The following is a 13,446-nucleotide window of genomic DNA, read 5'->3' as shown; positions in this document are numbered from 1 at the left end:
CACGCTGGACGACTACATGCGCCACCTGTGGCGGACGCACGGGGTGAACGAGCGGCCCTATGCGCCGGACGACCTGCGCCGCGGCCTTGCCGAGGTCACGCGCGATCCGGCCTTCGCCGACGCCTTCTTCGCCGCCCATGTCGTGAACAGCGATCTGCCCGACTTCGGACCGTTGCTGGCGCGCGCCGGCGTCGTGCTGCGGCCCCGGAACGCGGAGCGGGGCTGGATCGGGTCGGCCAACACGCAGGCGACCGGCTCGACCGTGCGCCTGACCGGCGCACCCGCGCCCGGAACGCCGCTGTACGTCGCGGGGGTCGAGCGCGGCGATCAGCTGGTCCGCCTGGGCGACCGGGCGATCGACAGCCAGGCCGTCTGGACCGAGGCGCTCGCCGCGGCCAAGCCGGGGGACGAGGTCGAAATCCGCTTCATCCAGCGCGGCGTGGAGCGGACGGCGAGGCTGCTGTTCGCCCGCGATCCGTCGATCGAGCTGGTCCGGGCGGAGGCGACGGGCGGAACGGTGTCGGCCGACCAACTGGCCTTCCGTGAAGCCTGGCTGGGGGCCCCGACCGACTAGGGTTCGACGGAAGGATCGGACCTCTTGACTCGTCCTTCCGGGGCCGCGCAGCGGGACCCGGAACCCAGGCGACCGGGCGCAGGCGACGCCGCGCCGGACCCCGTTCGCCCGGACCCCTGGATTCCGGGTTCTGTCCCGGCTGCGCCGGACCAGCCCCGGAAGGACGGGGAGGCGCCTCCCTGTGCGGTGATCTTTTGACGCCCAAGCCGCTTGCCAGACCGGAGGGCGGCGGGCGAGTGTCCGTCTCCGCCGCCGAGGAGCCCCTGATGATCGACCGCCGCCGCCTGCTCTTCACCGCCGCCGCCGGAGCCGGTCTCGCGGCGTCCGGGTGCGCCACCACCGCGCCGGCCACGGGCGCTTCCGGCGCGGCCGCGACCGCGTCCGACCCGTCCGTCGCGGCGCAGCTCAACGCCTATATGGACCGGACCTTCGAGCGGACGCTGGACGCCTCGCCGGAGGCGGTGACCGGCTTCGGCCTCGACAAGGGCGCGCGCGCCGGGGCCAAGGCTCTGCTTAGCGTGCCGACCCTCGCGGAGGAGGAGGAAAACAGACAGCTGATCCGCGACTTCCGTGCGGAGCTGGCGCGGATCGACCGCTCGCGGCTCGCGGGCATGGACGCCATTCGCTACGACACCCTCGTCGCCAACTACGACGCCGTGATCGCCACCTACGCCGTCCCTTACGGACAGGGCGGCTGGCCGGCGGTGTACCGGGTCAGCCAGCTGGGCGGCGCCTACCAGAGCGCGCCCGATTTCCTCGACACCCAGCACACCATCGAGACCGCCGCCGACGCCGAGGCCTATGTCTCGCGCGTCAACATGCTGGCGGACGTGCTGACCGCCGAGACCGAGCGGATGCGCGAGGACTTCGGACGCGGGATCGTGCCGCCGGACTTCATCCTGGCCAAGACCATCGCCCAGCAGGCGGCGATTTCGGGCACGGCGCCGGGCCAGTCCCCCATGGTGGCCTCCATCGTGCGCCGCACGGGCGAAAAGGGCCTTTCCGGCGACTGGGGCGCTCGGGTCGAACGACTGCTGGCGGACCGCGTCTATCCGGCCCTGACGGCGCAGACGGCGGCCCTTCGGGCGGTCCAGTCCCGAGCCGGCCACGCCGCCTCGGTGGCGCGCCTGCCGCAGGGCGAGCAGTATTACGCCAACAGCCTGCGCTACATCACCACCACCAACCTTACGGCCGACGAGATCCACCGCATCGGGGTGGCGCAGGTCGCCGAACTCAGCGCGCGGGCTGACGGCCTGCTGAAGGCGCAGGGGCTGACGCAGGGCTCCGTCGCCGCGCGGATCCAGGCGCTGGGTCAGGATCCGAAATACGTCTATCCGAACACCGACGCCGGCAAGACCGAGCTGATCGGCAAGCTGAACGAACAGATGGCGGCGATGCAGGCCCGCCTGCCGAACGCCTTCGGCCGCCTGCCGCGCGCGACCGCCGAAATCCGCCGCGTGCCCCCGGCGATCGAGCAGGGGGCGCCGCTGGGCTACTACAACAGCCCCAGCCTCGATGGTTCGCGCCCGGGCATCTACTGGATCAATCTGAAGGACACGGCGGAGTGGCCCAGCTGGACCCTGCCGACGTTGACCTATCACGAGGCGTCGCCGGGCCATCACCTGCAGATCGCCCTGCAGCAGGAGAGCCCCTCGGCTCCGATGCTGATGAACACCATCTTCTTCTCGGCCTACGGCGAGGGCTGGGGCCTGTACGCCGAACAGCTGGCTGACGAACTGGGGGCCTACGAGGGCGATTGGGCGGGGCAGATCGGCTACCTGCAGTCGCTGATGTTCCGGGCCGCCCGGCTGGTCGTCGACACCGGCATCCACTCCAAGAACTGGAGCCGCGAGCAGGGCATCCAGTACATGATGGAGGCCTATGGCGATCAGGAGGGGGCCGCCACCTCCGAGGTCGAACGGTACTGCGCCTGGCCGGGTCAGGCCTGCGCCTACAAGGTGGGCCACAATGAATGGGTCCGGCTGCGCGAGAAGGCGCGGACCCAGCTCGGCCCGCGCTTCGACATCAAGAGCTTCCACGACGCCGCGCTCGAGGCCGGCGGCGTGCCGCTGACCGTGCTGGAGCGGGTCGTGGACAACTGGATCGCCAGCCGCCGCGCCTGATCCGCCTGACAACTGAGCACCGGGGACACCCATGATCGACCGCCGCCGCCTGCTGGCCTCATCGTTCGCCGTGACCGCGGCCGGTCTGGCTCCGCCTGTGTTCGCCAAGGTGGCGCAGGGCGGGGAAGACGCCCGGCTCGACGCCCTTCTGACGGCGCAGTTCGAGGACGGTCTGAACCGCACACCCGAGGGCGCCACCTCGCTCGGGCTGGACGTCGGCCCGCGAGCGGCACAGCGCGGCCAGCTCGCCGACCGTTCCGTCGCCGCCTATCAGGCCGAGGCCGGGCGCAACCGCGAGCGGCTGGCGCAGCTGCGGGCCATCGACGCCGCCGCCCTCTCGACCGAGGCGCGGCTGAGCTACGACGTCGCCCTGTTCCAGCGCGAGCTGGCGGTCGATTACGCCCGCTTCCCCTGGCACACGCCGGACGGCTGGCGGCAGACCCCCTATGGCGTGTCCCAGCTGGGCGGCGCCTACGCCACCGTGCCGGACTTCCTCGACAGCACCCACCCGGTCAACGACGCCGCCGATGTGGAAGCCTTCATCAGCCGGATGGAGGCCTTCCCAACCGCGCTGGATCAGGACACCGAGCGGATGCGGGCCAACGCCGGCATGGGTGTGATCGCGCCGGACTTCGTGCTGGACAAGACCCGGCTGCAACTCGCCGCCCTGCGCGACCAGCCGGGCGCGGAACAGGCCATGGTCCGGTCGCTGACCCGCCGGGCGCTGGAGAAGGGCCTGCCCGATCCCGGGGCGCGCGCGGCGGCGATCTTCGACGGACCGGTGCGCGAGGCGCTGGGCCGGCAGATCGCCGAGGTCGAGGCCCATCGCGCCCGCTCCAGCCATCAGGCGGGCGTGCGCCGCGTGCCGGACGGCGAGGCCTATTACGCGCTGAACCTGCGCAACTTCACCACCACGGACTATTCGCCCGACGACATCCACCGGATCGGGCTGGAGCAGGTCGCCGACCTGCAGTCGCAGATCGACGGCTTGCTGCGCGGCGAGGGCTACACCCAGGGCACGGTGGCCGAGCGCCTGGGCGCGCTGCGGGCCGAGCCGCGCTTTCGCTTCTCCAACACCGACGCCGGACGCGAGGAGCTACTCGCCTTCGTCAACGGGGAGATGGCGGCGATCCGCGCGCGAATGCCCGAGGTGTTTCCGCGCATCCCGCGCAACGACTTCCTCGTCCGGCGCGTGCCGCCGGCCATCGAAGCCGGAGCGCCGGGCGGCTACGCCCAGGGCGGCAGCCTCGATGGCTCGCGGCCGGGCATCTACTACATCAACCTGCGCGACACGGCGGAGTGGCCGCGCTGGACGCTGAAGACCCTGACCTATCACGAGGCGGCGCCGGGCCACCTGTTCCAGGGGGCCTTGGCGCGAGAGGCGGGCGAACTGCCGATCTATCGCCGCGTTGGCGGCTTCTCGGCCTATGGCGAGGGTTGGGGCTTGTATTCGGAGCGGCTGGCGGACGAACTCGGCGTCTACGAGGGCGATCCGTTCGGCCGCATCGGCTATCTGGAGAGCTTCCTGTTCCGGGCCTGCCGGCTGGTGGTCGACACCGGCCTGCACCAGCAGGACTGGAGCCGCGAGCGGGCCATCCAGTATTTCACCGAAAACCTCGGCGATCCGAACGAGGCCGAGGTTGAACGCTACTGCGTCGCGCCCGGCCAGGCCTGCAGCTACAAGATCGGCGAGACCTTCATCACCCGCCTGCGCGGCGAGATGCAGGCGCTGCCCGGCTTCGACCTTAAGCGCTTCCACGCCGCCGTGATCGACGGCGGCAACATTCCCCTGACGATTCTCGAACGCCGCGTCCGCGCGGCGATGACCGCCTGAAGTTCCGGAGCTCCGCATGACCCTCGACCGCCGCCGCCTGATGCTGACCGCCGCCGGAGCCGGGCTGATCGCAGCCCTGCCGGCGCGGGCGGCGATCCAGACGCCCGCCTCGACCGCCGACGCCCGGCTCGACGCCGTGCTGACACGGTGGTTCGAGGAGAACGTCGACCTGTCGCCGGAGTATGCGACCAACCTCGGCCTCGACCGGGACGCCCGCGCGCCGCTAGCGGGTCAGCTGCGGCAGGTCGGCCTGCGCGACGCCGAGGCCGACCGCGCGCGCGCCCGCGCCCGCTGGGCCGAGATTCAGACCGTGACCGAAGAGGGACTCTCGGATCAGGCCAAGGTCTCGCTGGCGGTCTATCGTTTCACGGCCGAGGGCGCGGCCCGGGCCGCCGACATCCCCTACGGCGGCGGCATCGGCCCCTACACGGTGACGCAGCGGTCGGGCGCCTATTTCAGCGTGCCGGACTTCATGGCCAACCAGCACCGGGTCGAGACCTCGGCCGACGCCGAGGCCTTCCTGTCGCGCCTGTCCGCCTTCGCCCGCGTGCTGGATCAGGAGAACGAGCGGATCGTCGCCGACGAGCGGCTGGGCGTGATGCTGCCGTCCTTCCTGATGGACAAGACGCTGACCCAGCTGCGGACGCTTCGTGACACCCCCGCCGCCGACATGGCCATGGTTCAGGCGCTGGTCCGCAAGACGGGCGAGAAGAGCCTTCCCGGCGACTGGGGCGCGCGCGCCGCAGCCATTGTCGACAACGAGGTGAAGCCGGCGCTCGGCCGCCAGATCGCGGTGTTCGAGGCGCAGCGGCCCCGGGCGACCGAGGAAGCGGGGGCGTGGAAGCTGCCGCAGGGCGACCTCGTCTATGCGCTGGCCCTGCGGGCCTACACCACCACCGACTACGACGCGGAGACCATCCACCAGATCGGCGTGCGGCAGGTCGCCGAGATTCAGGCCGAGATAGACACCATCCTGAAGGGCATGGACATGGCCGAGGGTTCGGTCGGCAGCCGCATCAAGGCCCTGAGCGAGGACCCGCAATACCTGTGGCCGAACACCGACGAGGCCAAGGTTGAGCTGATCGAGTCGCTGAACCAGCAGATGGCCGAGCTGGAGCCGCTGCTGCCTCGCGTGTTCAATACCCTGCCGGGCGCCAAGGTGCAGATCCGGCGCGTCCCGCCCTCGATCGAGCTGGGCGCGCCGGGCGGCTATTATCAGGCCGCCTCGCTCGACGGCTCGCGGCCAGGCGCCTACTACATCAACCTGTCGAACACAGCGAACTGGCCGAAATGGGGTCTGCCGACGCTGACCTATCACGAGGCCAGCCCCGGGCATCACTTCCAGATCACCGTCGCGCGCGAGGCGGGCAGCCTGCCGATCTACCGCCGCATCGCCGGCAACTCCGCCTACAACGAGGGCTGGGCGCTGTACGCGGAACGGGTCGCGGCGGACGATCTGGACGTCTATGCGGGGGACCCGCTGGGCCGGATCGGCTATCTGCAGTCCTATCTGTTCCGCGCCGTGCGTCTGGTGGTCGACACCGGCCTGCACCACAAGCGCTGGAGCCGCGATCAGGCCATCCGCTACATGATCGACGAGTGCGGCGAGCCGCCGGAGTCGGCGGAAAAGGAGATCGACCGCTACTGCGTCTCGATCGGGCAGGCCTGTTCCTACAAGCTCGGCCAGACCGTGATCGCGCAGCTGCGGACCGAGGCGGAAGCCAAGCCTGGCTTCGACCTCAAGGCCTTCCACGACGCCGTGTTGCTGAACGGCTCAGTGCCGCTGAAGGTGCTCGAGGGGTTGATGCGTGGAACAGGGGCGGCCTGACATGAGTGAGGACCGCGAGCCGGGAGACGGGCCGAGCGCGAACACGCGATTCCGCAACTATATGCTGTTGCTGTTCGCCGCCGCCTTCGTGGTTTGGGCGGTGCTGCGGTTCGTCGTTAACGCCTGAGGCCGCACACCGGGAGGCCCGCCGGATCGGTTCGCTTGAGCCGCGGCTGATCCCCGACTAGCTTCGTGGCTCGGGGGAGTTCGCGATGTCAAACCAGAAGCCTGCGGACGGCGAGCGGAGCCGTCCCCTGAGGGACGTCGCGGAAGACGCGACCGGCTTCGGGGCGCCCGAGATACGCATGACCCGCGATTTGATCCTGAATCCCGGCGCGGTCGCAGCGGCGCAGGGCCAACCCGATTCTCCCTATCCCCGGTCGCTGCGGTACTTCCTCACCTGGAACGGAATCTTCCTGGTGCTGGTCACCGTGCTCGGCGGATTCCAGAGCCAGTTCGCGGCCCTCCCCGAGCCATTCATCACCTGGGCCATGCAGACCTCGGGCAAGAGCCGCGACGCCTTCCTCGGCGATTTGGATCAGTGGTACTCGCTGGCTGCGATCCCCGTGATCAGTCTGTTCCTCTACCTGCCGCTGGCCTTCCTCTTCAGGCGCTGGACCGGCTCGCGCGCGGCCGGCAGCGGACAGGCTTTCGCCTATGTCAGCGGATGGTCGATCTACGGCGCGGCGTTCGGTCTGGCGGCGCTGTTCGTCCCGGCGGTTCGGGCTGCATCGCCGGTGCTGACCGTCCTCATTCTGGCGGTCCTGTTCCTGCGAATGGGCAAGGGCCGCTGGTGGACCTCCGGCGGTCAGGCGCTTTGGCGGTTTGTGCAGCTTCTACTCGGGATGCTGATTGTCTTCGTGCCGGCCGTGCTGATCGTCACGGCGATAACCGTCGTCGGAGCCCTCTACGGCCCCTGACGGGGTGAACGGCGGGGTCGTTCAGCCCGCCACTCTGCGATAGCCGGCCCTGTCGACCTCCAGCCTGAGGTCCTGTCCCTCAAACACCTGGGCTCGGGTGAAGACCCGGCTGCTTCCAAGCCGTCCCGCGGCCAGCCGGCCGACGTGCATGGCGTCGTCCGCCGCGACGGACTCTGACCGCAGCGGCCCGGTGCCGGCGCCAAGAAATTTGACTGTAAACCTGCTCACTGGCTCGTCTCCGTTGCTTCCTGCTGAAGAGGATCGGAGCATGTTGGTTCCTGTGTCGGCGATGCAACGTTGAGCATTAGAGGTTTAGATCATGGATTGGCCCGTGTTTCTTGGTGAGAAGGCGATCGCATGGCGACAGTTACTGATCGCGAAAAGAGTCACAACTCAAGTGACGGGTACTGGACTTAGGCTCTGGGTGGAACTGGAGACATGTCGCCGCGATTGGAGGGGCGAGTTCCACAAGTCTGACCCATCATGCCCTCGACAGTCACAACAGCTTCGCCATCGCTCGCCCTGTGGGGCGGTTACGAATGTACGGTCAATCGCGTCGGGGACCAGTGGTTCGACCAGACACTGCGGTCGGGCCATCAGGACCGCGCCGAGGACCTCGACCTGTTCGCCGGACTCGGCATTCGCGCCCTCAGATACCCGGCGCTGTGGGAGCGCATCTCGCCTGACAGGCCTGAGGAGCGCGACTGGCGCTGGACGGACGAGCGCCTGCCGCGCATCCGCGAACTGGGCATGAACCCGATCGTGACCCTGTGCCACCACGGCAGCGGGCCCCGATACACCAGCCTGCTCGACGAGAGCTTCGCGCCGGGGCTGGCGCGACACGCCCAGGCGGTCGCCGAGCGCTATCCCTGGATCACCGACTGGACGCCGGTGAACGAGCCCCTGACCACCGCCCGTTTCAGCGCCCTGTACGGCTACTGGTACCCCCACACCCTGGATGAAACCGCCTTTTGGGTGGCGCTGCTGAACGAGATCGACGCCACCCGGCTGTCGATGAAGGCCATCCGCGCGGTGAACCCGCAGGCGCGGTTGATCCAGACGGACGACCTGGGCTTCTGCCACGCGACGGCGCCGCTGCAGCGGGAGGCGGATTTCCAGAACGAGCGCCGCTGGATGGGCTGGGACCTGCTGTGCGGCCGGGTCGTGCCCGGACACCCGCTGTGGGACCGGTTGGTCGCCGCGGGGCTTGAGGCGCGGCTGCGGATGATCGCCGACGATCCGTGCCCGCCCGACATCATCGGCATCAACCACTATCTCTCGAGCGAGCGGCTGCTGGACCACAGGGTCCGGCTGCACAGCCATCGGTCGGTCGCCGATCAGGCGACCGGCGTCTTTGAGGGGCTCGAGTTCGTCGACGTCGACGCGATCCGCCACCGCGAAGCCGGCGTGCTGGGTCTCAAACGCCTGCTGCGCGACGCATGGGAGCGCTACGGCATCCCCATAGCCGTGACCGAGTGCCACAATGGCGCCACGCGCGACGAACAGGCCCGCTGGCTCGTGGACGTGTGGCGTCAGGCGCAGGAGCTGCGAACCGAGGGCGTCGACCTGCGGGCCGTCACCGCCTGGTCGTTGCTCGGCGCCTACGACTGGAACCGGATGGTGACGCGGTTCATCGGCCACTACGAGCCGGGCGTGTTCGACGTGCGGTCCGGCGAGCCGCGTCCGACGCTCGCCAGCCGGGTTCTCGAGTCCTTGGCGGCGGGGCGGGAGCCGTCGTCGCCCGTGCTTCGGACGCCGGGCTGGTGGCGGCGCAGCGCCCTGATCGACGGCGCGTCGGAGGCCTGCCCGCACCGCTACGAGGTTTCGCTGCGTGACCCGGAGGCTCCGCCCGCGCTGATGATCGTGGGGGCGGGCACGGCCCTGGGCCGGCTGGTGACGCTCGCGTGCGAGGCGCGCGGTCTGCACTACGCCATCAGCGAAAACGGCAGTCGACGCGACCTCCAGGACTGCGGCCCCTGGGCCGTGATCGATGCGCGCGAACGCCAGAAGGGGGCCAGTGCGACGCGGATCCCCGATCTGTGCGACGCCTCGGACGTACCCTGCGCCGTGTTCTCCCATCAGGGCGCAACGCCCCGGCTGGTGGCCGGAAGGACGCTGATCCTGCGCTGCCGCCCGATCTATACGCCCGACGACGACGGACCCGCGACGTCGATCGTGGACCGGCTTCTGGACGATCAGTCGGTGACGGCGGACCCGGGCAAGGCCTGGGACGCGGTCTACGGCCCCGACGTGGTCGACGCCGGGCTGGATCTGCTGCTCGACGGCGCGTCGGGCGTCTTCGACCTGCACGCACCCGAGACCTGGAGCGAGCTCGATTTCGCCCGTGCAGCCGCGGCGGTCGTGGGCTGTGAACCCGACCTGGTGCGCCAAGGGCAGCGTGCCCGATCCTCCGCGTCCGCCGCGCCCCCGCTCGCCGCCAGCTACCTGCCGCCGGGCGAGACCACCGTCGAGCGCTTCGTCCGCGAGCGGCGTCATGCTCGGGACGGCTATCTGACGATCGAGCGGCGCTCCGATGAAACGAGGTTCGAGGCCGGAGAATAGGATTGTCCCAAAACCGCGCCGCGGTCGTGAACCCCTAACCTGCGTCAGGGCGGGGAGCGCCCGTCGCCGCTAGAGTGCCGTCGAGTTCAACGCCCGCAGGACGCCATGCAGACAGTCGAAGTGCGGCCCTCGGGGCAATGGTGGATCGTCAGGTCGGACGGCTTGTCCGCCCCGCTGATGTTCTCGAGCGGCGCGCGGGCCGAACGGACCGCCCGCCAGCTCGCCATGGCCTGGGCGACGAGCGGGGCGGACGCTCTGCTCGATGTCCGCACGCGTCCTGGCGACGGCTACCGCTTCCTGTGCCAGGCCGGTTCGGAACGGTCAGGGCCCCAGTTCCGCGCGCTGCCGGACCGATTCCCGAACTGACCGCCGCCAGGCGCGCGACCTAGTGAACTCAAACGCTGCAGCCAACTAACGCCGATGCCCCGCTACCACTTCCACGCCGCCGACGGTTCGCACTACAGAGACGAGGAGGGCGAGGACCTGCCGGGCATCGCCGAGGCCCGGTCGGTCGCGCTGGACGTGCTGACGGAAATCCTCCCCAGCCGGGCCGACGAGTTCTGGCGCGAGGGCGTCTTCACCGTCAGCGTGAAGGACGGGACCGGCCGGCTCGTCGCGGTGCTCACGACCACGGCGACCTTCGATCCCGGGACTTCACCTCAGGAACCGCCCAAGCCCTAGGAGCCCGTCGTCACCAGTTCAGGCTCAGTCGGCCATAGACGAACCGGCCGTTGAACCCGAACGGCGAGTAGTTCGAGAAGGCCAGGGCGCCGTTGGAGTTGACGGCGGCCGGCGTGAAGTCCGGATATTCGTCGGTCGCGTTGTTGACCCCGATCGCCAGTTGCACCCGGTCGTTGAAATCGTACCGGCCCTCGAAGTCGAGAAGCACCTTGTCCCCGGTGTGCACGTCGAACGCAGTGTTTGTGTTGCTGAACGGGTGAAGCACGTCGGAGAAATACTGGGTCTTGAACGTCACGCCGAGCGGACCGTCGGACAGGTCCGCGGTGAAGACGAACTTCTCCTTCGGCGTGCCTTCCTCGAACGTCAGCACGTTGATGCGGTCGAACAGGATCGGCGGGTTCGGGATCGGCACCCCCGTCGGGATCGCCGGCACCCGGGTGACGTCGGTGGTGTTCAGGTTGGCGGCGAGGGTGAAATCGATCCGTCCAGTGTCGCTGTAGTCCCGACGATAGCGGCCGACGATGTCGACGCCTTCCGTCGTGGTGTCCACGCCGTTGATGAAGAAGCGGCCGCCGCCGACCGAGCCGCTGGATCCGGGCGGGTTCAGCAGGTTGTAGATCGCTTGGGACGTGGCGTTCCCCGTCGGGCTGCCCAGCAGATTTTCGGACAACACGATGCGGTCGGTGATCTCGATCTTGTAGGCGTCGACCGTCAGCTCGAACGGACCCTGGCGGAAGACGATCCCCGCCGAGAAGTTGGTCGACTCCTCGGCCTGCAGCGGGCGCGCGCCGAGCGACTGGGCCACCGGGTCGGTGGCCGGGAAGGTGGTCACCTCAACCGGGGTGCTGACGCCGCCGATGATGATGAAGTTGATCGCGGTCGCGGTGAAATAGGACTGCTGCAGCGCCGGCGCGCGGAAGCCCGTGGACGCGGCGGCGCGGATGGCGAAGGCGTCGTTGAAATCGTATCGTCCGGCGATCTTGCCCGTCGTGGTGTTGCCGAAGTCCGAGAAGTCTTCGAACCGGACGGCGCCGTTCAGGTTGAGCCGCTCCGTCACCTGGGCGTCGATGTCGAGATAGACGCCGAAGGAATGCCGGTTCTCATCCACCTCGTTGGACGGGCGGAAACCGATGAAGCCCTGCGAACCCGCGCCCGTGCCCGGCCGGCCGGGGAGAAACTGGTAAGAGGCCAGTTCGCCGGCGAAGATTTCGAAATGCTCGCGGCGGGCCTCGGCCCCGAACGCGACGTTGAGCGGCTCGAACAGGCCGACGTCGTAGCGCCGTACAAGGTCCAGCCCGAGAACGAACTGGTCATAGGCGAGGCCGCCCGCGTCGAAGCTGGTCGGGGAGTTCGGGACCAGCGAGCCGTTGATCGAGTCCTCCACCCGGTAGGCCACCTCGTTGCTGCCGAAGACGAGGTTGAGGTCCATGTCGAACCCGGCGATCTGGCCCTTCAGGCCGGCGCCGACGGTGAAGTCGTCGACGGTCGGCGCGATCAGCGGCAGGAAGCCGTCGGGGTAGACGTTCAGATCGTTGTTCGGGTTGTTCCAGGTCCGGGGCGTGGCCGCGCTCTCGGCCTCGCGCTTCTGGTAGCCGGCGAAGCCGTACAGTTCGAAGGCGTTCTGCAGCGGAATGCCCGCGTTGAGATAGAGGGTGGCGTCGGTTGTCTCCGGGTCGCCATAGCGGCTGGTGATGCGCGCCGGGCGCGGCGCAAGACGCGGGTCGAGGTCGCCGCGGCTGGTCGGGTTGCGGTCGCGGTACTCGGCCGACACCGTCAGGAAGCCCTCGGCTCCCAGCGGCAGACCCTGCCAGCCGGCGGCGGTGAAGGTCTGGCCGTCCTCTTCCGACCGGGCCGGTAGACGGGCCGTGGCGAACTCGGTGAAGTACTGGCCGTAGGTGAAGGCCGCGCCGCCGCCCGAGCGGGCCTCGCGGAGGCGCAGGTTGATCACGCCGGCGATCGCGTCCGAGCCGTACTGAGCCGAGGCGCCCTCGCGCAGGACCTCCACGCGGTCGATGGCGATGGACGGGATGGCGTTCAGGTCGACCGCCGCCGAGCCCCGGCCGATCGAGCCGTTGACGTTGACCAGCGCCGAGGTGTGACGGCGCGTGCCGTTGATAAGCACCAGCGTCTGGTCCGGCGCCAGGCCACGCAGGGTGGCCGGTCGAACCGTGTCGGTTCCGTCGGTAATCGACGGTCGAGAGAAGCTGATCGACGGCGCCAGATTGGCCAGTCCCTGAGCCAGTTCGGTCGAACCCTGGCGCTCCAGGATTTCGCTGGAGATCACATCGACCGGGGCGATGGTGTCGAGGCGCGTGCGTCCGGCCACCCGCGTTCCGGTGACGATGACCTCGTCCACCTCGGTCGCTTCAGGGTCCTGCGGCGGGGTCGTCTGCTGGGCCGCGGCCGTCCCCGCGTGGAGTAGAAGAGCGCCCGCGGAGGCGAACGCCAACAAGGCTGCGCGATTGGAAAAAATGTGCACGGTCGGCCCCCCGAATGATACAATGTTGCATGCTGTAGCGGAGCAGTAGCCGGGTCAAGCACGATCTTCGCTGCGGTCGGCGGGGCCGCAGAAGCACTCGCTTGGACGTCGGCGGCCGTTAACCCATTTGGACCTCTCGGGACGTGGAACCCGTCGCGGGGCCGATGACTTGTTCCGGCCAGACGGAGGGGCCGAATTGTTCAGGTGGATTTCGAGAGAGTGCCGCGTGGTGCTGACGGAGTATGTACGGGCCGGAATTCCGCGCCGGCTCGCCTGATCAGCGGACCGTCCAGCCGTCCGCCTCGCGCAATGCATTGTGGATCGCGGTCGAGGCCACGGCGGCCTCCGCGGTGGCCACGGCGATCTGGTTCAGGCCGCGCACGACGTCGCCTGCGCTGTAGAGGCCCGGGACGCTGGTCTGCTGATGCGCATCCACGAACAGTCG

Annotated in this window: 10 protein-coding genes and 1 pseudogene; 9 read left to right on the top strand and 2 right to left on the bottom strand. The window is 69.3% G+C overall.

What is annotated here, in order from left to right; translation table 11 throughout:
- The 6 genes and pseudogenes from VGB60_RS10405 to VGB60_RS10380 form a co-directional block, all read left to right on the top strand.
- Positions 1–574: pseudogene (locus VGB60_RS10405) on the top strand (PDZ domain-containing protein); the annotation flags it as partial.
- 266 nt (positions 575–840) lie between these two features.
- Positions 841–2,697: a DUF885 domain-containing protein gene (locus tag VGB60_RS10400; RefSeq protein WP_414644511.1), complete on the top strand. Its 1,857-nt coding sequence runs from the start codon at positions 841–843 to the stop codon at positions 2,695–2,697.
- A gap of 31 nt (positions 2,698–2,728) precedes the next feature.
- Positions 2,729–4,531 carry a DUF885 domain-containing protein gene (locus tag VGB60_RS10395; protein WP_331038190.1) on the top strand — a complete coding sequence of 601 codons (1,803 nt, stop codon included), beginning with the start codon at positions 2,729–2,731 and terminating at the stop codon, positions 4,529–4,531.
- A gap of 16 nt (positions 4,532–4,547) precedes the next feature.
- A complete protein-coding gene (locus tag VGB60_RS10390; protein ID WP_331038189.1) occupies positions 4,548–6,359 on the top strand; it encodes a DUF885 domain-containing protein in 1,812 nt (603 codons plus the stop codon).
- A 1-nt stretch (position 6,360) separates the two neighbouring features.
- A complete protein-coding gene (locus tag VGB60_RS10385; RefSeq protein ID WP_331038188.1) occupies positions 6,361–6,486 on the top strand; it encodes a hypothetical protein in 126 nt (41 codons plus the stop codon).
- An 85-nt stretch (positions 6,487–6,571) separates the two neighbouring features.
- Entirely contained in the window at positions 6,572–7,279 is a 708-nt protein-coding gene (locus tag VGB60_RS10380) for a hypothetical protein (protein ID WP_331038187.1), read from the top strand.
- A gap of 21 nt (positions 7,280–7,300) precedes the next feature.
- On the opposite strand, the gene VGB60_RS10375 is transcribed toward VGB60_RS10380, so the two are convergent.
- Positions 7,301–7,507 carry a hypothetical protein gene (locus tag VGB60_RS10375; RefSeq protein WP_331038186.1) on the bottom strand — a complete coding sequence of 69 codons (207 nt, stop codon included), beginning with the start codon at positions 7,505–7,507 and terminating at the stop codon, positions 7,301–7,303.
- A gap of 255 nt (positions 7,508–7,762) precedes the next feature.
- Between VGB60_RS10375 and VGB60_RS10370 the strand changes: the two genes are divergently transcribed.
- The 3 genes from VGB60_RS10370 (at position 7,763) to VGB60_RS10360 (ending at position 10,522) form a co-directional block, all read left to right on the top strand.
- A complete protein-coding gene (locus VGB60_RS10370) occupies positions 7,763–9,841 on the top strand; it encodes a family 1 glycosylhydrolase (protein WP_331038185.1) in 2,079 nt (692 codons plus the stop codon).
- A gap of 105 nt (positions 9,842–9,946) precedes the next feature.
- Positions 9,947–10,207 carry a hypothetical protein gene (locus tag VGB60_RS10365; protein WP_331038184.1) on the top strand — a complete coding sequence of 87 codons (261 nt, stop codon included), beginning with the start codon at positions 9,947–9,949 and terminating at the stop codon, positions 10,205–10,207.
- 54 nt (positions 10,208–10,261) lie between these two features.
- Positions 10,262–10,522 (top strand): DUF6894 family protein, encoded by a 261-nt coding sequence (locus VGB60_RS10360; RefSeq protein ID WP_331038183.1) that lies wholly within the window; start codon positions 10,262–10,264, stop codon positions 10,520–10,522.
- Between the two features lie 10 nt (positions 10,523–10,532).
- Here VGB60_RS10360 and VGB60_RS10355 read toward each other — a convergent pair whose 3' ends face one another.
- A complete protein-coding gene (locus VGB60_RS10355) occupies positions 10,533–13,001 on the bottom strand; it encodes a TonB-dependent receptor (RefSeq protein ID WP_331038182.1) in 2,469 nt (822 codons plus the stop codon).
- Between the last annotated feature and the right edge of the window lie 445 nt (positions 13,002–13,446).

Origin of the sequence: Brevundimonas sp. (assembly GCF_036399195.1) — a bacterium.
Classification (GTDB): Bacteria; Pseudomonadota; Alphaproteobacteria; order Caulobacterales; family Caulobacteraceae; genus Brevundimonas.
This window is presented reverse-complemented; position numbering and strand designations above follow the sequence as displayed.

What these genes read in the sequence shown, in the direction of transcription:
- VGB60_RS10400 (WP_414644511.1), top strand. Translation starts at nt 841, where the DNA reads ATGATCGACCGCCGCCGCCTGCTCTTCACCGCCGCCGCCGGAGCCGGT.
- VGB60_RS10395 (WP_331038190.1), top strand. Translation starts at nt 2,729, where the DNA reads ATGATCGACCGCCGCCGCCTGCTGGCCTCATCGTTCGCCGTGACCGCG.
- VGB60_RS10390 (WP_331038189.1), top strand. Translation starts at nt 4,548, where the DNA reads ATGACCCTCGACCGCCGCCGCCTGATGCTGACCGCCGCCGGAGCCGGG.
- VGB60_RS10385 (WP_331038188.1), top strand. Translation starts at nt 6,361, where the DNA reads ATGAGTGAGGACCGCGAGCCGGGAGACGGGCCGAGCGCGAACACGCGA.
- VGB60_RS10380 (WP_331038187.1), top strand. Translation starts at nt 6,572, where the DNA reads ATGTCAAACCAGAAGCCTGCGGACGGCGAGCGGAGCCGTCCCCTGAGG.
- VGB60_RS10370 (WP_331038185.1), top strand. Translation starts at nt 7,763, where the DNA reads ATGCCCTCGACAGTCACAACAGCTTCGCCATCGCTCGCCCTGTGGGGC.
- VGB60_RS10365 (WP_331038184.1), top strand. Translation starts at nt 9,947, where the DNA reads ATGCAGACAGTCGAAGTGCGGCCCTCGGGGCAATGGTGGATCGTCAGG.
- VGB60_RS10360 (WP_331038183.1), top strand. Translation starts at nt 10,262, where the DNA reads ATGCCCCGCTACCACTTCCACGCCGCCGACGGTTCGCACTACAGAGAC.